General features: G+C 70.5%; 16 protein-coding genes. 11 read left to right on the top strand and 5 right to left on the bottom strand.

The genetic code is table 11. The features are described from left to right. Positions 1-171: 171 nt before the first annotated feature. Positions 172-1,128: a serine/threonine-protein kinase gene (locus PPSIR1_RS23125; RefSeq protein ID WP_006973583.1), complete on the top strand. Its 957-nt coding sequence runs from the start codon at positions 172-174 to the stop codon at positions 1,126-1,128. Between the two features lie 43 nt (positions 1,129-1,171). Here the strand turns inward: PPSIR1_RS23125 and PPSIR1_RS23120 are convergent, their stop codons facing one another. Further along, entirely contained in the window at positions 1,172-2,284 is a 1,113-nt protein-coding gene (locus tag PPSIR1_RS23120; RefSeq protein ID WP_045116596.1) for a zinc-binding dehydrogenase, read from the bottom strand. Between the two features lie 53 nt (positions 2,285-2,337). On the opposite strand from PPSIR1_RS23120, the gene PPSIR1_RS23115 reads away from it, so the two are divergent. Beyond that, entirely contained in the window at positions 2,338-3,111 is a 774-nt protein-coding gene (locus tag PPSIR1_RS23115; protein WP_006973581.1) for a hypothetical protein, read from the top strand. Between the two features lie 12 nt (positions 3,112-3,123). On the opposite strand, the gene PPSIR1_RS23110 is transcribed toward PPSIR1_RS23115, so the two are convergent. Beyond that, the gene (locus PPSIR1_RS23110; protein WP_045116587.1) at positions 3,124-4,038 is read right to left on the bottom strand and encodes an FHA domain-containing protein; all 915 of its coding nucleotides are present in this window, start codon (positions 4,036-4,038) and stop codon (positions 3,124-3,126) included. Between the two features lie 115 nt (positions 4,039-4,153). Between PPSIR1_RS23110 and PPSIR1_RS23105 the strand changes: the two genes are divergently transcribed. Beyond that, positions 4,154-7,057, top strand: a complete 2,904-nt coding sequence (locus PPSIR1_RS23105; RefSeq protein ID WP_198154593.1) for a serine/threonine-protein kinase — start codon at positions 4,154-4,156, stop codon at positions 7,055-7,057. 84 nt (positions 7,058-7,141) lie between these two features. Here PPSIR1_RS23105 and PPSIR1_RS23100 read toward each other — a convergent pair whose 3' ends face one another. Together PPSIR1_RS23100 and PPSIR1_RS23095 are read right to left on the bottom strand one after the other, a co-directional pair. Continuing rightward, positions 7,142-8,152, bottom strand: a complete 1,011-nt coding sequence (locus tag PPSIR1_RS23100) for an ADYC domain-containing protein (RefSeq protein ID WP_006973578.1) — start codon at positions 8,150-8,152, stop codon at positions 7,142-7,144. A gap of 210 nt (positions 8,153-8,362) precedes the next feature. Further along, positions 8,363-10,267, bottom strand: coding sequence for a UbiD family decarboxylase (locus PPSIR1_RS23095; RefSeq protein ID WP_006973577.1), 1,905 nt, complete (start codon positions 10,265-10,267; stop codon positions 8,363-8,365). A 106-nt stretch (positions 10,268-10,373) separates the two neighbouring features. Between PPSIR1_RS23095 and PPSIR1_RS23090 the strand changes: the two genes are divergently transcribed. From PPSIR1_RS23090 to PPSIR1_RS23065, 6 genes are all read left to right on the top strand, one after another. Continuing rightward, the gene (locus tag PPSIR1_RS23090) at positions 10,374-11,471 is read left to right on the top strand and encodes a formylglycine-generating enzyme family protein (RefSeq protein WP_198154592.1); all 1,098 of its coding nucleotides are present in this window, start codon (positions 10,374-10,376) and stop codon (positions 11,469-11,471) included. A gap of 59 nt (positions 11,472-11,530) precedes the next feature. Then, complete coding sequence (locus PPSIR1_RS23085; RefSeq protein WP_006973575.1) at positions 11,531-12,685, top strand: hypothetical protein; 1,155 nt, start codon at positions 11,531-11,533, stop codon at positions 12,683-12,685. Between the two features lie 89 nt (positions 12,686-12,774). After that, the gene (locus PPSIR1_RS23080) at positions 12,775-13,536 is read left to right on the top strand and encodes a hypothetical protein (protein WP_006973574.1); all 762 of its coding nucleotides are present in this window, start codon (positions 12,775-12,777) and stop codon (positions 13,534-13,536) included. 2 nt (positions 13,537-13,538) lie between these two features. After that, positions 13,539-13,955, top strand: coding sequence for a hypothetical protein (locus PPSIR1_RS23075; protein ID WP_045116586.1), 417 nt, complete (start codon positions 13,539-13,541; stop codon positions 13,953-13,955). A 66-nt stretch (positions 13,956-14,021) separates the two neighbouring features. Then, entirely contained in the window at positions 14,022-14,828 is an 807-nt protein-coding gene (locus tag PPSIR1_RS23070; RefSeq protein WP_006973573.1) for a hypothetical protein, read from the top strand. Positions 14,829-15,024: 196 nt separating this feature from the next. Next, the gene (locus PPSIR1_RS23065; protein ID WP_006973572.1) at positions 15,025-16,080 is read left to right on the top strand and encodes a WD40 repeat domain-containing protein; all 1,056 of its coding nucleotides are present in this window, start codon (positions 15,025-15,027) and stop codon (positions 16,078-16,080) included. Between the two features lie 18 nt (positions 16,081-16,098). Here the strand turns inward: PPSIR1_RS23065 and PPSIR1_RS23060 are convergent, their stop codons facing one another. Further along, a complete protein-coding gene (locus PPSIR1_RS23060) occupies positions 16,099-17,034 on the bottom strand; it encodes a hypothetical protein (RefSeq protein WP_157595872.1) in 936 nt (311 codons plus the stop codon). A gap of 248 nt (positions 17,035-17,282) precedes the next feature. Here PPSIR1_RS23060 and PPSIR1_RS23055 point away from each other — a divergent pair, with 248 nt between their 5' ends. Then, positions 17,283-17,816: a hypothetical protein gene (locus PPSIR1_RS23055; protein ID WP_045116585.1), complete on the top strand. Its 534-nt coding sequence runs from the start codon at positions 17,283-17,285 to the stop codon at positions 17,814-17,816. Positions 17,817-18,046: 230 nt separating this feature from the next. Then, on the top strand, positions 18,047-19,285 hold the full coding sequence (locus PPSIR1_RS23050; RefSeq protein WP_006973569.1) for a pectin acetylesterase-family hydrolase: 1,239 nt from the start codon (positions 18,047-18,049) through the stop codon (positions 19,283-19,285). Positions 19,286-19,329: the final 44 nt, after the last annotated feature.

Here is a 19,329-nt window from a genome sequence, read left to right as displayed (position 1 = left end):
GCAAACACCGACGAAGTTGCCGGCGAGGAGGAGTCTCGGGGGGGCTCGAGGCCGGGGGGCACGGTGGGGGGCACGGTGGTCTCCGACGTCGCCAGCGCGCCGATGTTCCCCGCTCGCCAGGGAAAGGCGCGGACCCGCCCCCGACCCGCTCGCCCTGCTATCATCGCGGCGGTGGAAGAGACCGCGGACACCATGGATGCCACGCAGCATTCGCGGGTCTCGGTGATCGGCGATCCCCTGAGCGGCGTCGTGGGCCAGGCCGGGCTCGAGCTCAGCCCGGGGGCGAAGGTGGGTCGCTACCGCGTCTCGAGGGAGCTCGGCCGCGGCGGGGAGGGGGTCGTCTACGCCGTCGCGGAGGGCGAGGGCGCGGGCGAGCTCGCCCTCAAGCTCAGCCTGGCCCCGAGCGCCGAGGCCCTGCGCGAGCACAGCCTCGGGGCCCGTCGGCTCGCGACCGTGGGCCACCCCAACGTGGTGACGGTGGTCGACGCCGGCTCCATCGCCCTCGACGGCGGCGGTCGGGGCGAGGGGCAGGCGCTGAGCTTCCTGGTCATGGAGCGCCTCGAGGGCCCGACCCTGCGCGAGTGGATCGACGCCGAGGCGCCCAAGCTCGAGGCGCTGTGCCGCGTGTTCGGACAGATCGCCGAGGGCCTGCTGGCGACCCACGAGCGCGGCCTGGTCCACGGCGACGTCAAGCCCGAGAACGTGTGCATCACCCCGGGGCGGGTCGTGCTGTTCGACTTTGGCCTGGCCCGCAGCTTCGCCGAGGCCAGCGAGGCCGAGCGCCAGGAGTGCCAGGGCGGGACCCGGATCTACATGGCCCCCGAGCTGCTGTGGCGCCTGGCCTCGAGCTCGCCGCGCTCCGACCAATTCAGCTTCTGCGTCGCGCTGTGGGAGGCCCTCTACGGCGCCCGACCCTTCGAGTCCCGAGACATCCGCGAGGGCCCGCCGGTCGCACCCGAGCACCGCGCGTCGGCCTCGGGCGGTCGGGGAGAGCGGGTCCCCCGGGCGCTGCGCAAGGCCCTGGCGCAGGGCCTGGCCGTGGATCCCGAGCGCCGCCACGAGTCGATGAGCGGGCTGACCCGGGCCCTGGGCGCGGGCGCCTCGTGGTGGCGCCGGACCTGGGGTTGAGCGTCGTGGACGTGGCGCGGCTCGTCCACGACGGTAGCGAAGGTCAGGCCTGGGGGGTGACGAGGTACTTCTCGCCGGTCTTCATCTGCTGATAATCCAAGATCGCCTCCTTGGTCAGCATCTGCTCGAGGCTGACCCGCGCCTTGTAAGAACTGGCGAAGGTCGTGCCCAGGTTCTCGAGCACGCGCTGGCGCATGGCGATGAGCGTGGGCAGGCCCGCGCGCTGCAGGAAGGGAGTGAGCAGCCAGCCCGAGATGGTCCACTGCAGGCCGTAGCGCGGGGTCAGGATGGTCGGGTTGAGGTCGAGCCGACCGTACATGTACATCTTCTTGTCCTGGGTCGAGCCGTAGCGCGAGTACTCGCTCATCTTCGACGCGGCGACCTGCTCCATGGCCGCGAGGCAGGCGTCGGTCATGGTCCCGCCGCCGATGGGATCGAAGCCGAGGAAGGCACCGGTGGCGTCGATGGCCGCCCGCAGCTGGGCCATGAAGTCCTCGTCCGAGGAGTTCACGACGTACTCGGCGCCCTGGCTGCGCAGCAGCTCGACCTGGCTCTCGCGGCGGACGATGTTGACGAGCTTCATGCCGTCCTCTTGGCACACGCGGTTGAGCATCTGGCCGAGGTTGGAGGCGGCGGCGAGGTGGAGGATGGCGCCGTGGCCCTCGGCCTTGGCGGTCTCGACGAAGCCCAGGGCGGTCATCGGGTTGACGAAGGCGCTCGCGCCCGCCTCGCTGGAGTGCTCGCCCAGCGGCAGGCACAGGTGGGCCTGGGCGAGGGCGTACTGGCTAAAGGCGTGGCCCGGCACGCACGCGACCCGCTGGCCCATGAGCGCCTTGGCCATGGGGGCGTCGCCCGTGGCCACGACCACGCCCGCGCCCTCGTTGCCGGCCACCAGCCGCTGCCCGTGGCGCCCGCGCAGACCCGAGAGCCACGGCTCGTCGAGCTTGGCGACGACCCGCCCCGGGGCGTACTCGGCGTTCTCGAAGTCCGCCTTGCTGGTCAGGATCGCCAGGTCCGAGGGGTTGATCGGCGCGGCCTCCATCTGGACCACGACCTGGTTGTCCTGGGGCTCGGGGACGGTGACCTCGTCGAGCTCGAGGGTGAGGGAGCCGTCGGCTTCGAGGGTGGTGAACAGCTGCTTTCCGGTGATGGCCATGGTCCAGACCTGCATACACGACCTCGAGGCCTTCGCCGAGCTATCGTTGGGTGATGCCCGTCTTGGAGCTGACCCAAGCGTCCTCGGCCGACGCCCTCCGGCGCGTCGCGTCGCTGGCGACGGTGCCCTCGCACCTCGCCGCGTGGGCCTACGAGGCCTTTGGTCCCGACGAAGAGCTCGCGGCCGCGGCGGTCATGGACCCGGGGCGCCTCGACGAGGCCCGGAGGTCCCTGAGCTACGTGCGAAAGCACGGAAATACCCACGTCGTGCCGTACTGGCAGGAGGTGATCGCCCAGCGCACGCGCCTGCTGAAGCTGCGCCCGCGCCGGCCTCGACCGCCGAAGGACTCGAGCCAGTGGATCTTGGACCGGCTCGAGCTCGAGCGCGACGAGCAGGCCTCGTCGCAGGCCGTGGTCGAGACCGCCGCGCGCACCGGGGACGGGGTCGCGATCGTCGTGGTCTCCACCGAGCGCGACCCAGTCGCGTTGGCGGACCAGCTCTTGCTCGCCGTGGGCATGTTCCCCATTGGCGGGGGCTGGCGGCCGGTGACCACGGACGAGGCCGGTGCCGACCTCAGCTTCGCGCTCACCCGCGACCTCGCCTACCGAAGCCAGCGAAACCCCGCGCGGGCTCCCGCAGGGGCGGCCGAGGCGGCGGGCGAGACCCTACTGGTCGAGCTCGCGCCGCATGCTCGGCTGGTCAACGGCAGCCCCCTCGGGAAGTCTTCGCGGGGCTCGACCCCGGTCAGCCGCAGCACCTTCGACTGGGCGCTCGGGGTCCATGGGCCCGAGCGCGCGGCCGTGGTCGTGGTCACCGGCGAAGACTGAAGCGGAGCCCGGCTAGCTCTCGCTGAGGATCTCGACCTCGCTCACGCCCAGGCGCAGCTTGCCGGTGTGCTGCTTGCGCTCGATCAAGCAGCCGGCGTCGATGAACTCGTGCTCCTCGAACTGCTTGCGCGCCCGGTGGACGTTGACGTTGATCAGGTTGCGGGTGCAGTCCAGGAGGTCCTGGAGCTTGCGGTAGTTGATCCAGCCCGCGTCGAAGTCGCTCTTGCCCGCGGCCTGGTCGGCCTTGCGCAGCCGCGCCAGACCCAAGAGCAGCGCGTGGTGGCCCCGGCGGCGCAGGTCGATGACCTCGCCCTGGACGTGGGCCTGGGCGTGGACGGTGCCGTCTTCGGCGACGAGCAGGCGCAGGCGCGTGGCGGTCACGGTGCGCACGCCGTCGGACACGTCCGTGGTCGCGCTGACCTCGGGCAGGCGCAGCTGCCACGGCCGGCCGCCGATGCTGTGCGTCTCGCCCGAGCGCACGTAGGTGACCTCCTCCTCGCGCTCGAGCACCCAGCGGCCCTGGATGTCCCGGGACACCGAGGCGAGCAGCTCCTCGCCCGCGTAGATCGCCAGGCTCTGCTGGCCGGACACGATGATGGGCTCCTGGTCATCGGCGGTCGTCGCGGACAGCTGGGGCGGGGAGGCGTCGGAGCACACCCAGCGCTCGCTGGTTCCAAAGCCGAGCTGGGTCCCGGCCGCGATGATGCCCCGCTCCCCCGAGCCGAGCCGTCGCCCGTCGACGAAGGTCCCGTTGCGGCTGTTGAGGTCGCGGATCGTCCACTGCTCCCCGGTCCAGTTGAGCGCCGCGTGCTCCTTGGACACATCGGACGCCTTCAGCCGCAGGCTGCAAGCGGACGAACGACCCACGAGGGTGTCGCTGTCGAGGGTTCGAACTTCGTGACCGTCGATCTGACGCAAGGTCGCCACCTCGGTGACGCTACCCCCGAGAGCCCGAATGGGGCAAACTGTGCGTGGAGGGCGGGCCCGCGCTGCGGATCTGCGTTCCGTAGCCCATCGAACGGTGAGTAGGCCAGATCAGCCCTTGGACGGAGATTCGCCGGAGGCGTACGGGGAGACGCTGCTCGCAGGCCCCGAGGCGCAGCGGGACACCCTGGCCGCGTCCTCGGCGGGCCCAGTAGGGGGCGCAGGGCCGCCTGGCTACCCCGATGGGCGGGCTTCGAGGCCCAGCGATCGCCTCGGGCGCTTCGTGATCCTCGACGAGCTGGGGGCCGGGGGGATGGGCACGGTGTACACGGCCTACGACCCCGAGCTCGACCGACGCGTGGCCCTCAAGCTGCTCCGGGCTGGGGGGCGGGTCACCCACGAGGCCCAGGCCCGGCTGCTGCGCGAGGCCCAGGCCCTCGCCCGCCTGTCCCACCCCAACATCGTTCCCGTCCACGACGTCGGCGTCCTCGACGGGCAGATCTTCATCGTCATGGAGTTCATCGTCGGCAAGACCATGCGGCGGTGGATCACTGACGAGGCGCCGGGTTGGGAGGCGATCCTCGAGGCCTACCTCCAGGCGGGCGAGGGCCTGATCGCGGCCCACGCCACGGGCGTGGTCCACCGCGACTTCAAGCCCGACAACCTGTTGCGCGGGGAGGACGGCCGCGTCCGGGTGTTGGACTTTGGCCTGGCCCGGGGCGTCGGCGAGGGCGAGGAGTGGGACGCGGGCGCGCCGGCGATGGCTGCGGGATCCGCCGAGCTCGGCGTGCCCGAGGGGACGAGTCCGCCGAATACACCGAACACGCCGAACACCCCGAGCGCGGGCTCGCTGGGTAGCAGCTCGTCCTCGCGCCTGGCCGCCCGCTTGACGGTCACGGGGGCGGTCATGGGCACGCCGGCCTACATGGCGCCAGAGCAGTTCCTCGGCTACCGCGTCGGCCCCGAGGCTGATCAGTTCGCCTTTTGCGTCGCGCTCTTCGAGGCGCTGTTTGGCCGCCGGCCGTTCGCAGCCAAGACCATGCAGGAGCTGCGCAAGAAGGTCTTGCTCGGCCGCATCGAGGAGCCCGAGCGCGGCCACGCCGACGTGCCGCGCTGGGTCCTGCCGATCTTGTTGCGCGGGCTGAACAACGACCCCAAGGAGCGCTTTCCGTCCATGGCCGAGCTGGTCGCGGAGCTGGGCCGGGATCGCAACCGCGGCCAGCGTCGGGCGCTGACCGTCGCGGGCGCGCTCGCCCTCGTCGCGCTGACCGGCGCGCTGACCTGGAGCGTCAGCGGTGGGGGCTCGGGCCCGAAGGCGCCGCAGTGCACCGGCGCGCGGGAGCGGGTCGAGGCGGTCTGGGGCGCCGAGCAGCGCGAGGGGGTGCGCGCGGCCATGGCCGCCACGGAGCTCGACTACGCCGAGCCGGCCTGGGCCCGGGTCGACGCGGGGCTGTCGGGCTACGCCGAGCGCTGGTCGACCATGCACCGCGAGGCCTGCGAGGTGCACGGGCGCGGGGAGCAGTCCGACGCGATCTTCGACAAGCGGACCTTGTGCCTCGACCGCCGCCTCGCCGCCCTCGAGGGCGCGGTCGAGGTCCTGCGTCAGGGCGAGGGCGAGGGCGAGCTGTCCCTGGTGCAGGCCGTCGACGTCGTCGAGCAGCTGCCGAGCCTGGCCCGCTGCGCCGACCTCGAGGCCCTCCAGGCCGAGGTCCCGCCCCCCGAGGACCCCGAGCTCGCCCGCCTCGTCGACGAGCAGCGGACCAAGCTGATCACCCTCGAGGCCTGGGAGCACGCGGGCCGCTACGAGGCGGCGCTCGCCGAGCTCGACACGCTCTTGGGCTTTGCCCGGGGGCTGTCCCACGCGCCGCTGATCGCCGAGATCGAGCTCGCCCGGGGGCGGGTGCTCGTGCACATGGACCGACGCGACGCGGCCATCCAGCCCCTCGAGGTCGCCGCGACGACGGCCCTCGAGGCGGGCATGGACGAGCTCGCTCTCGAGGCCCTGGCGCGCCACGCCTTCGCAGCCCGGACGGCCGAGGTGCCCACCGAACACCTCGCGCGTCTCGAACTCGGCGAGGCCCTCGCCCGCCGCACTCCAGGCAGCGCCTTCGCCCACGCGCTCTTGCTCAACAACGTGGGCGTGGCCCGCATGGCCGAAGGGGACCGCGAGGGGGCCCGAAAGGCGTTCGTGGAGGCGGCGGCCTTGCGCGACGAGGGCGGGCTCGAAGCCTTCGAGCTGTTGTGGATCTCGAGCAACCTCGCGCTCGTCGCGGAGCCCGAGGAGGCGCTCACCCTCGCTCAGCGAGCGACGGCCAAATTCGAGGCCCGGCTCGGTCCGAATCACCCCTTGACCCTCGCCAACGGCGTGGGCGCGACGCACCACTTGACCAGCGCCGAGCTCGTGGTCGCCGAGCGCGCGCCGCTGTGCGAGCGCTTCGCTCGCTATCACCCTACCCACATGTTGGTGGTCGACTGCCAGTACTCCCTTGCCATGCTCGAGCTCGAGCGAGGGGCCGATCAAGCGGCGCGGGCGGCCTTCCAGCGCACCCTCGAGGTCGACACGACGGGTGGCGATCGCGGGGCCGTCGCGCAGGCTTACCTCGAGATGCTCGACGAGGGCGACCGGGACTCGGCCGCGCGCGCGTTCGAGACCATCGTCGAGAGCTTTGACGAGGACGCAGGGCAGTGGTGGCGGGCGCGCTACGTCGCCCAGGCCCAGGTCGGCCTAGCGCGCTGTCGGGCAGACGCCGGCATGGGCGACGCCGCGATTGCGCTGCTCGAGTCCGCGGTCGCGGGCTTTCAGCAGGCCGCCGAACGGGTTCGAGATCGGGACCTCGAGCGCTCTTTGGCCGACGCGCGCTGGCGCCTGGCCCAGGCCCTCGGCGAGCGGGCCGACCCTGACCAGGGTGACCTGACTCGGGCCGACGCCCTCGCTGGCGAAGCCCGGCGCTGGTACATGGGCGCGGGCTCAGGCCACGAGGTCCGGCTGCAGGCCATCGACGCGCGCTCGTTCGGCGGTTGAGCGGGCACGCAAGAAACTGCGAGCCAGTTCGGGACCGACTCGCAGGGGACGACGGAGAAGCGAGGATGGGATGATGGGTATCCGTCAGTCCGCAGCGTGGTAGGAGACCAGCTCGAAGTCGTTGGGGTTGAACTCGTCGCAGGTGGGGATGAAGCCGCACTCGGCGAGGACCTGTCCGCGCGGGACGAGCCGGGGCTCGTTGAGGCAGATGGCGCCGTTTTCGGTCCACATCGCCTCGATCTCGGTGTTCGAGGGCTGGTACCACTCTTTGTCGTTTTGCCAGGTCACCGGCATGCCCGTGAAGGTGTAGGACTCGCCCCCGCAGTAGCGCGCCGTCAGCATGTTCATCATGGTGTGGTTCTCTTCGCGGGTCGTGGCGTTGGGGCCGTCGATGTTCATGTCGTAGCCCATGAGCGCCTTCTTGGCGAAGGCCCCACCGAGGCAGCCCACGCTCACCCAGTTGGCGCTGCCGCCGGGCATCTCGTCGATGTTGGCGATGGGCTGGCCGTACCAGTCGTAGGCCTCGTTCTGGACGACGATGGCCTGGGAGGCGGGGATGGGGTTGCCCTCGTCCCAGTCGCCCTCGGTGCACAGCTGGCTGGTGACGCCGTTTTCGTCGGTGAACTCGAACTCGTAGGTGGGGTAGCGGACCCCGGGGAAGAGCAGGGAATCGACGCCCTCGAGGTCGTAGTCGACGAGGGTCAGCTTGGCGTTGTTGTTGGACTCGTAGCTGTAGAACTCGATCTCGGTGCCGAGCATCATCTCGCCGGTCAGCTCGACGTTGCCGGCGTAGCGGACGATGCTGAACTCGCTGTCGTTGACGACGATGTGCGCGGGGAAGCCCCACGGGTCGGTGACGCTCGACACGACCTTGTTGTCGTTGATCAGCGCGCCCTCGACGTTGAACGAGAAGCTCGCGCTGCGGTTGGCGTTGCCGCCGCAGATGTAGGTCGGACACACGTCCTGACCGCCGCCGCCGCCACGCGTGCTGCGGAAGTCCTCACCCTCGAGGGAGTCGACGTCGACGCACGCGAAGGCGGCGGCGCAGGCGAGGGTGGACAGGATGGCGGCGGTGGCGGTGCGGAGCGTGGTCATGGCGGCGAGTCCCTTGCTGGGTTCACCGCAGTTGTGTGCGGACCGGCCGGTTTTCATTCGGCATTTGCGGGGTAAGCGGTTTCCGGGCGAGGTAATCGCTTTCGGAGCGGCTCAAATGGCCATGACTGGCCTCCCAAGCCCCATTTCGAGGCCTGGCGCCCAAGTTGGGTGGGCGCATTGCTGCACGCCGAAATGCTACCAGCCGCGGGCTCAAAACAGGCCGTGCAGCGGCCCGCCCGGGGCGGCGAGATCGTCGACGCGAGCCGTCACCGCCGGGTCCTCGACGAGCGGAGGCGCGTGCCACGGCTTGATCCGCGCGTCGAGGATCAGCGGCCCCGTGCAGCCCCAGTGCTTGTGCTCCGTGAACGCCCCGACGCCGTGCAGGTCGTGGCTGGGGTTGGCCCGGGTGAAGCTGACCCACAGCAGGTTGTGGAGCGTGGCCGAGGCGAAGGCGGCGTCGTCGACGAGCAGCAGCAGGGGGAAGGCGGGGCGCCCAGGGTCGCCGTCTGCGTCCGCGCCCATGCCGAAGGCGGCGACGTGGGGCTCGAGGGCGCGGGCGATGGCCTCGGCGCTGGCGTAGCCGCTCGCGGCGTCCTCGAAGCCCGCCTCGAGCTCGACCGCGAGCACGCCGGGCAGGGCGACGCGGAGGGCCCGGACCCTGGGCAAGCTCGCCGTGCTCAGGGCGGGCGGGAGCTCGGTAGCCAGCTCGCGCCGGGCCGGGCCGCGGGCGGCGATGACCACCTTGGAGCCGGCGTTGAGCCCCTCGCCGGAGTAGTCGAGGGTGTCGATGGTGGTGCGCGTGTGGAAGTGCAGGTCGTTGCGCCAGTCCACGCGGGCGAGGAGGTGGGCGAGGAAGGCCGCCTCGTCCTCGACGTCGAGGCCCGGCGCGTCCCCGCCGTCGACGATCATCAGGAACTTGGCCAGGGAGGCCTGGTTAAACCCGAGGATCGCGTTGGCGATGGTCAGCAGCTCCTGGGGCCGCCCGGGCTTGTAGGGCACGTAGCGCTCGGAGCCGATCGCCAGCAGCAGGGGGTGGACCCCGGCCGCGTCCACGGCGTGCATGGCCTCGAGGCCGGGGATGGACACGGGGACCATGGGTCCGGTGAGCTCGTGGATGAGCTTGCCGAAGCTCGTGTCCTCCTGGGGCGGGCGGCCGACCACGGTGAACGGCCAGATCGCGTCCTCGCGGTGGAACACGGCCTCGACCTTCATCACCGGGAAGTCGTGGCGCAGCGAGTAGTAGCCGAGGTGGTCGCCGAAGGGTCCCTCGGGCTTGGTCGCCTCGGGCCCGCTCGGGGCGATGGTCCCGACGATGGCGAAGTCGGCGTCGGCGAACACCGGGAAGCTGGCGCCGGCGAGGCTCGTGCGGTGCACCCGGACCCGGCGGCGGGCGAGCATGCCGGCGAAGATCAGCTCGGACAGGCCCTCGGGCAGGGGCATGACCGCGGCGAAGGTGTGGGCCGGCGGACCCCCGACGAATACGCAGACCTTGAGGCGCTCGCCCCGGGCCGCCGCGGCCTGGTGGTGCACGCCGATGCCCCGGTGGATCTGGTAGTGGATGCCGACCTCGTCGGGGCCGTAGTCGTTGCCCGACAGCTGCACCCGGTACATGCCGAGGTTCGAGCGCATCGGCCCCGGCGCCTCGGGGTCTTCGCTGTAGACTTGGGGCAGGGTCACGAAGGCCCCGCCGTCTTTGGGCCAGCTGACGATCTGGGGGAGCTGGTCGAGGGTCGTGCGGCGGGCGAGGACCGGGGCTCGCCACGCGCCCACGCGCCGGGGCAGGGAGCGCAGCCCGGCGAAGGGCAGGCGCCAGTGCTGCCACGGCGCGCGCATCACCGCGGTGGGATCGGCCTTGGCCTGGATCGCCGTCTCGACCAGGGCCAGGCTGTCACGAAACAAAAAGCGGCAGCGATCGAGGGTCCCGTAGAGGTTGCACAGGGCCGGGAAGGGCGAGCCCTCGACGCGCTCGAAGTACACGGCGGGGCCCTGCGCCAGGTACAGGCGGCGCTGGATCTCGGCGATCTCGAGGCGCGGATCGACGGGCTGCGCCACGCGCACGAGCTGGCCGTGGCGCTCGAGGTCGCGGACGCAGTGGCGGAGGCTGGCGTAACCCAAGGCGGGCGAGGGATAGCACGGCGAGGGGCCCTCGCCAGCGCCCGGCGGCCCCCCGCCAGCGCCCGGCGGCTTCGTGGCCGCAACTGGCCGTGGTATGGACGCGGCCATGCGTGGGTTTTCGCTGTCCGCCTCGGCCCTCCGTCTCCTCCCGGCGACGCTCCTGGCCGTTTGGCTGTGCCCGAGCCTGGTCGGCTGTGAGGACGGCGAGACCCAGCAGCCCGAGGAGGCCAAGCCGGACGCGGCCGCAGAGAGTGCGCCTGCGGCCGAGCCTGTCCCCGACGCGGGCGAGGCGAGCGCAGCCGAGGCTGGCGCAGAGGGGGAGGAGGCCGCCGCGCAAGAAGAAGAGAAGGCCGTGCGCGCCGCGGCCCCCGACGGCACCCCCATGCTCGACTGCGGTGAGGGGCCCGACGAGATGCGCTGCATCCCCGGCGGGGCCTTCATCCGCGGCTCCGACGAGGGCCCCGAGAACACCCAGCCCCGCGCCGACGTCTGGGTTCAGACCTTCTGGATGGACGCCAACGAGGTCACCTACGCGGAGTACAAGGCCTGCGAGAAGGCCGGCAAGTGCCCGCACTCGGGCCCGCAATACATGGACTTCGACCGGCCCAAGCAGCCCGTCAACGGCGTGAGCTGGTTCGACGCCCGGGCCTACTGCGAGGCCCAGGGCAAGCGCCTGCCCACGGAGGCCGAGTGGGAGAAGGCCGCCCGCGGGACCGACGGCCGGCTCTACCCCTGGGGCGACGAGGTCGCGACCTGCGAGCTGGCGATCATCAAGGGCGAGGAGGAGGGCCGGGGCTGCGGGGTCAAGAAGAAGGGCTCCAAGCCGGACACGGGCCGGGTCTGGGAGATCGGCTCGCGCCCGCCCAACCAGTTCGGGCTCTACGACATGGCCGGCAACTCCTTCGAGTGGGTCGCCGACTGGTACACCCGCTCCTACGCCGAGTGCGGCGAGCCCTGCCTGGGCCTCGACCCCATGGGCCCCTGTGAGGGCGAGGACGAGTGCCCGGGCTACAAGCACAAGGTCGTGCGGGGGGGCAGCTGGTACTGGGGCGCCGACCGGGCGACGACGATCTTCCGCCGGGCCCACGTGCCCCGCAACCAGCCCTTCCACCACTTCGGCTTTCGCTGCGCGGCCTCGCTGGAGCAGTCCTCGCGCATCGTCATGGTCCGCGACGCCGAGGACGAGCTGGCGAACGCGAACTAGCGTCGCAAAGGCTGGCGGCCCCCGAGTGCCACAATCGTGGTAGACCAGGCGCCGCTACGATGGATTGCAAGCTCTCGGTCTTCTCCCGCCTCCTGCTCCCCTTATTGACCCTGGGTCTGGGCGGGAGCGCCTGCAACACCGATGACGACGGCGGCAGCCCCTTCGGGACGGGGGCGAACGACGAGATCGGGGATGAGGGCTCGAGCGGCGGCGATCAGGGCGATCAGGGCGATCAGGGCGACCAGGGCGACCAGGGCGACCAGGGCGAAGACAGCGAGGACGACCAGGGCTCCGAGGGCACCCTCTTCGACGTCGGCAGCGGCGAAGAGGACACCACCGGAGGCGGCTGCCGAAGCATCCCCCACACCCCTTGCGACGCCAACACCGACGACCCCTTCGCCGCCATGGGCCTGGGCTGCCCCGGGGAGTTCCCCGTCACCACCTCCATCGACGCGCACCCGGACGGGCTCGGCGTGCTCCAGGGCTTTGGCAGCAACGACACCTTCGACCCCACCGAGGGCTCCGCCTTCGTCGTGCTGTCCACGGGCCACGTCGCCGAGCTCGGGGACGAGCCGGCTTCCCCGGGCCAGCAAATCTTCAACTGCAACAAATGGTTCACGCCCGGGGACGGCATGAACACCGCGACCTTCCCCGACCCCATCGAGGCCCAGGACGTCGGCGGGGACTGCCTGGCCAACCCGCAGCTGGTCGGCATGGGGGACTGCTCCAACACCATCGAGGACCAGTTCTCCATGAGCGGCTTCAAGTACGACTACCAGGAGCTGCGGGTGAGCCTGACCGTGCCCGAGGACGCCGTCGCCCTGGGCTTCGACGTCGCCTACCTGACCACCGAGTGGCCCGTGTTCGCCGGTCAGCCCTACAACGACATGTTCATCGCCTGGCTCGAGGCGCCGAACTGGACGGGCAACGTCTCCTTCGACCAAAACGGCAACGCGCTCTCGCTCAACTCGGCCTTCCTCGCCCTCCAGGACAGCGACGGGACCCTGCCCGAGTTCGCCGGGACCTGCCTGCGCTACGGCGCCGGCACGCCGTGGTTGTCGAGCACCGTGGACGTCAACCCCGGCGACGCGATCGAGCTGGTGTTCGCGGTCTTCGACCTCGACGACGTCAACCTCGACAGCATGGTCTTCCTCGACAACTTCCACTGGGAGTGCGAGGGCGGCGGCGGGCCTTCGACGGTGCCGATCCCCTGACGCCCAGCGCTCGACGCTGTTGCGCGCTCCGTCGAACTCGTGTCAAGAAGGGCTATGGGCTCGTTCGACGGGCCTGGACCCGGAGACCGATGGCCCCGAAGCTGATCGTGACCTACCCCGGCGCGAGCTTGCTCGAGCAGCGCCAGCACCTCGGGCGGGGCGGCCTGTTCCTGCCCGCGGTCGAGCCCATGCCCGAGGCCCAGGGCTCGCTGAGCATCGAGCTGCGCACGGTCTATGGGGACCCCGTGGCGCTCGAGGGGCTCGTCCTTCAGGTCTTCGCCGGGACGGGCTTCGCCCTCAGCCTCAGCGATGCTCAGGGCGCCCAGCGCCTGCTCGCTCCGTTGTTCGCGGCGGCCGAGGCCGATCCGGGGCGTCCGGGGCCCGCGAGCCTGAGCTGGGAAGGGGCCGAGCACGCTCCGGAGCCCACGTCAGCGCCCAGCCACGCGGGCACCCTCTTCGATCGCATCCGCGCGATGTCGGCCCGTGAGCGCATGACCCTCGCGCGCCACGGCGACCGGGCCGAGCGGGCGATCCTCATGAAGGACACGACCAAGACCATCCACGTGTTCTTGGTTCAAAACAAGGGCATCACCGCCGAGGAGATTCGCTACTTCGCCGGCATGCGCCAGGCCAACCCCGACGCGCTGAAGCTCATCGCGGACAACCGCACGTGGATGCAAAAGCCGGCGATCGTGACCGCGCTGGTTCGCAATCCCAAGACGCCGTCGAGCGTCGCGGTGCGCCTGTTGGAGAAGCTGCCTCGGTCCGAGATTGCTCGGATCGCCAAGACTGGGAACGCGCCGCGGATGGTGGTGGAGGCGGCCAAGCGCAGGATCAACGCCAAGCGTTGAGCGTGAGCCGCTGGGAAGGGCTCGCAGAACTCCTGGCCGAACTCGTCGTTGAGGGTCGGGAGGAAGTCGTGCCGACCCGTGCGCGAGCGGGACTGATCGCCGGAGCTGAGGTCGACGGCGATGGTCTCGGTCTGGAGCTCGAGGATGTCGCCCAGCCCGAGGGCGACGGCGGAGTAGAGGTTGGAGCCGTGGCGGAGCCCTCGCCAGCCGACCTCGCCGTCGACGAGCACGCTCCAGTGGTTGTTGGGCCGGCCGAACACGGCGAGGTGCGGCGCGACGAACAGGCCCTCGGTGCGGGCGCGGGGCGTGCCGTCCTTGCGGGGGCGCAGCTGGACGGCGCGGGACTGGAGCTGGAAGAAGGCACCCACGCGCAGGCCGGGCTGGATGACGTAGGGGCCGTGGTAGCCGATGGGCTCTAACGGTGTTCTTGGCGGTTTTGAGCGTGCGCGTGATCGAGCCCGAGGCTCGATGGCACCTCATGGGTGATGGCACTTCTCCCCAAGAACTACGGACTGCTCGGGACCGCGCGTTGGGTCCTGCTCCCTGGTTTCCTGCTGACCGTCGCGCCCACGGCCTGGGCCGGCGGTGGGACGAGCACCGGCGGTGAGATGGACACCGGCGGCGAGACGGACACCGGGGGTGAACCGAGCGAGACGGACACCGGAGGCGGCGAGGAAGAGGAGACCGGCGACTGCGGCTCGTGCACGCCGCCGGCCGAGTCGATGTGGTTCGAGTCGCCGGAAGACGGCGCGAGCGTGGAGTCGCCCTTCGAGATCACCATCGGCAAGAGCTACTGGTGCTACTGCGACGACTGCGGCTGCTTCTCCGAGAGCATCGGCGGGGTCGACGTGTTCGTCGACGGCGAGCTCTACCTCGACGACGTGTCGGGCGCGACGGTCGAGCTGAGCCTCGCCCCGGGCACCCACGAGCTGGTGCTGATGGAGGCCGAGACCAACTGGGTCGAGAGCGCGCCGCTGACCGTGACGGTGGTCGCCGGTGAGGACGAGGGCGGCTCGGAGGAGAGCGGGACGGGCGGAGGCGAGAGCGGCACCGGTGGCGGTGAGAGCGGGACCGGTGGCGGCGAGAGCGGGACCGGTGGCGGCGAGAGCGGGACCGGCGGAGGCGAGGGCGACACGGGCGGAGGCGAGAGCGGCATGGCGGACGAGGGAGACGGCGGAGGCGGGGGCGGCTGCGCGGTGGTCTCGTCGAGCTCGCCCGCGTTGCCCCTGGGCCTGCTCGCCATCTTGGGTCTGTGGCTCGGCCTCGGCGCGCCGGCTCGGCGCCGCGAGTAGTCGCTTACAGCTCGACGACCCCGCGGCGGGCCTGGTGGCTTGCTAGGCTGCGTCGATGCGCGCGCGTGTTTGGCCTGCTCCGCTCGGCGTCTTCACACTCGGGCTCGGGCTCCTTTCGGGCGCGTGCGGCCCGAAGGAGGCGAGCGGGGTCGAGCCTCCCGCGCCAGGGCCTGGCGGGGGGGTCGAGTCGGTCGCCATGGAGCCCGCCGGCTCGGCGTCCGCGTGGCTCGACCCCGAAGCCTTCGACCCCGAAGCGGGCGAGGCCAAAGCGGGCGAGCCCAAGCAGCTGTTTCAGGGCTTCTTGCCCGCCTCGACGCGGGTGCAGTTCTACACGGCCGACTTCACCCCCGACGGTCGCTACCTCGTGCTGGGCATCGGCGACGAGCACGGGATGGTCCTGCTCGAGCTCGAGGGCGAGCGCTACGTCGAGCGCCAGGCCGATCTGAGCGGGCACACCGAGCCGATCTGGTCGGTGGCCTTCCACCCCACCGAGCTGCTGCTCGCCTCGGGCGCGAGCTGGCCAAACCGGAGGTCCGAGCGGGCCGTGAGGCTGTGGTCGATCCCCGACGGGAAGCAGGTCGGCGCGGCGTTGAAGGTCGGCTCGGCCAACATCGACACCCTCGCGTGGAGCCCCAACGGCGAGCTGTTGGCGGCCGGCACCGAGGCGGGCGTGTTCGTGATCTGGCGCGTCGGCGCGGGCGGTAGCGAGGTCGAGGCGCTCGCCCGGAACGACGACGTCCAGGGAGTGCGCGCGCTGGCCTTCGCGCCCGACTCGAGCAGCTTGCTCGTCGGCCACGACGAGAGCTGGGAGCGGGTCGACCTCGACGGCGCGGTGATCGACTCGGGGCAGCAGGGCGCGACAGCCCTCGCGGCGATGCGCGACGGGGGCTTCATCGCCGGCAGCGATCACTGCGCCGTCGTCCGCTTTGACGCCGCTGGCGAGGCGCTGTGGCGCACGGAGGTGCTCGACGACCACAGCCGCTACCTGAGCCACCGCAACCAGGTCGACGTCCTGGTGGTCGACGCCGTGCACGGCGAGGTCCTCGTCGGGCACGACGAGCGGCCGATGCTGCGCTACCTCGACCTGGACACCGGGGCGGAGGTTCGACCGACCACGCAGCTACCCAAGGACGACGTCGAGTCGCAGTTTGGGCCCCAGCACGACTTCGTCCAGGCCGCGCTGCGGACCCCCGATGGCGTGGTCACGGTGCTCGAGCAAAACGGGAACCTGACGCGCATGTGGTTCCCCTGAGCTCGTTGGCCGGGGGCTCTACTCGCGCGGGAACTCGTGGGGGACGACGCGGACGAAGGCGTCGCTGTACTGGTAGTCGTTGCGCGAGACCACGAGCACGTGGCTGCCCCCGCGCAGCTGGAAGGTCCCGCTCTCGCCCCCGCGCAGGCTGGGGTGCTCGACCTCGCCGGTGGTCGAGGGGTGGTGGAAGTCGACGATCTTGCCCGCGAGGCGCTCGGCCCGGGTGTCGATGAGCTGGAGCTCGACGCCCTCGTCGGCGAGAAACTCCACGTACACGGGCTGGGTCTTGCCGAGGTTGATGCGCATGGTCCGGTACATGCCGGGCTGGGCCTCCCACAGCGGCCCCATGGTCGTCTCCTCGTCGCAGCGCAGCGACACGTCGAGCCACTGGCCGGTGTCGGCGCGCTCGAGGGCGCGCTCGCGCAGGCCGGGGTAGTAGGTCCGCGAGTCGGTCATGTACGCGGCCTCGAGGTCGTCGTAGTCCTGCTCGGTGAAGCGCTCGAGGGCGCGCTCGAGCTCGGCGGGCCCGGCCCCGTCGATGACGACCTCGCTGACGCCTCGGATCGAGCCCGGCCCGTGCTGCTCGAGGATGAAGGCCATGAAGTGCTGGGCCACGGCGTAGTCGAGGTCGCCGAAGCGGTAGTCGTTGCTCGAGATCCACAGCAGGTCCGAGGGCGCGAGCAGCTCGTCGCCGCCGCCCGGTCGCGGCGAGCCCACCCCGGAGAAGTGCTCGGCGAGGGCCTCCTCGAGGAAGAGGTTGGTCTGGGCCTGCGCGTTGAGTACCGCGTGGACGATTTCGTGGGTCACGCTGTCGCCACCGCCGACGATGACCCGCGTGCCCGGGTAGTAGCAGCCGATCGCGCGTGAGCTACACCAGCTATCGAGATCCCCCGTAATCCAGTAGAACCGAATGCGTTCTCCGTGCGGGACGGAGATGGACAGCGACTCCTCCACGAATGCCAGGTGATCTTCCAGGTATGACAGCGTGCCCGCACAAACCGGATGTTCGAAGTCGGGAGCAATCTCGAAGTGCTCGGTCTCGTACGCGACCTCTGGAACCTCGTGACAGCCCGAGCACGAGGCTGCCAGGGCGAGGGTCCAGGGGAGGAGCGCGGGGAGTGCGTGGGAGCGCGGCATGGGCGGTGCGAGGTCGGGGGCGGTGGGTCTCGAGGCTCGCTGCGGTTGGACTCAGTGTGGCCGCGATGGGCCTCGCGGGCCAGGCCTGGGCCGGTCGCCCCGTCCAGGACCGCTTCTCGAGCTTGGACCCTCGCCCAGACAATCAGTTTGGCATCGAATCCATTACGCTCTCGGACTACGCGGGTTTCGGGTTGGTCTACCGGCGGGGCTTCGTGGGTCACCTGTCCCTGGGCGTCCGGCTGGAGTACACCTACCCCGATGTAGGCTACGGCCAGCTCCAGGGCTTCAACCACTCCGTCGAGCTGACCGGCTGGGTCAAGCGCCCGTGGATCGGCCCCTTCTTCTCGGGGAGCTTCAGCGTCGGCCATGCCTTCATGTTTTCGGTGCCGAGCCTCAGCGCCGTGGCGCTCGGCGGTGGGGTCGACGCGGGCTGGGCTTGGGACCTGACCGAGCACCTCGGCCTCGCCTTCTCCATGGGCATCCGCAACACGGTGGTGGTCCGCGACGCGACCCAGATTTGTACCCTCGACGATCAGTGCATCGTCGTCCGCGAGGCCTTTGTTCCGCGCTTTGCACTCACTTTTGGCTATCGCTTTTGATGCACAATCACGAGCGATGCAAGATACGTGATTTTCAATGAGTAGAGTCGTTGGAGGCAGTGCGCGCCACCCGGCCGCCAGGCTGGAACGGCTGGACCAGAGAAAATGCGCGGTGAACACGGCTCACCGTGCCTTTTGTGTTGTCGTGAACGGGATCACACTCGTAGCATCGCCGCATGCTGGTTGAGAAGGTCTCCCGATTCACGTTCTACTTTGGTCTAACGGCGTCTTTGGCACTAGTCGGTTGCGGTGGGGACGAGCCCACGGGCGACGACGAGGTCGGTGACACGGGGGACACGGACGGGGACGAGGGCGAGGACACGACCACCGGTACGGAGGCGGGGACCGACGACAGCGGGACCACGGACGCGGGGCCCACGGACACCGACGGGAGCACGGACGCCGGAACTACCGAAGAAGGCACAACTGACGAAGAGGAGAGCTCCGAGGAGGAGACGACCGGCGACCCCGAGCCCCTCGATCCGCTGCCCGAGTCCAACGTCGGCGAGTGGGTCTACCACGAGATCCCCGGGACCTACTGCCGCGACGGCTCGCCCGCGGGCCTGGTGGTCCGCTACGCGGACAACGACTCCAAGCTCGCCATCTTCATGGAGGGCGGCGGGGCCTGCTTCAACGGCCTGACCTGCGCCGCGAACCCCTCGTCGATCAACCCGGGCAGCTACGACCCCGGCCCCTTCGGCGGCGTGTTCGACGACCAAAATCCCGACAACCCGATGATGGACTACAACTTCGTGTTCATCCCCTTTTGCACGGGCGACGTGTTCATGGGGACCACGGAGAGCGGCGACGCCCAGGGCGGTCCCCAGGACCAGATGTTCGTCGGGCACAACAACCTCGAGATCATGCTCGACCGCATCGTCGACACCTGGCCGAACGCGCAAGAGGTGGTCGACACGGGGGTCAGCGCGGGCGGCTTCGGTGCCGGGGCCAACTACGACACCGTGGCCAGCTACTTCCCCGACGTCGACGTCGTCCTGCTCGACGACTCGGGCCCGCTGTTCCGCGACGAGTACCTCGCGCCCTGCCTGCAGCAGCAGTTCCGCGACACCTGGGCGATCGACGCGGCCTTGCCCCAAGACTGCGAGGGCTGCTTCAACGGCGACGGCGGCGGGCTGTCCAACTACCTGGTCTACATCCAGGAGAAGTACCCCAACGCGCCCATGGGCATCATGTCCTCCCTCGAGGACGGCGTCATCAAGCTCTTCTTCGGCTACGGCGCGAACGACTGCAACGCCTTCTTCCCGAGCTTCAACAACTTCCCCGAGGCCCTCGCGGACATGCGCGACAACGTGCTGACCTACGACAACTCCGGGACCTACTTCATGAACGGCACCGGTCACACCTCGCTGTCGGGCAACGGCTTTTACAGCACCGAGGTCAACGGCGTGGTGATGTCCGACTGGGTCACGGATCTCATGGACGGCGTGCCCAGCGACGTGGCTCCCTGAGCTGGACCTCGCTGACACCGTAGCGCTCGAGAATTCCGGATTGT

This window comes from Plesiocystis pacifica SIR-1 (genome assembly GCF_000170895.1).
Classification (GTDB): Bacteria; Myxococcota_A; Polyangia; order Nannocystales; family Nannocystaceae; genus Plesiocystis; species Plesiocystis pacifica.
This window is presented reverse-complemented; position numbering and strand designations above follow the sequence as displayed.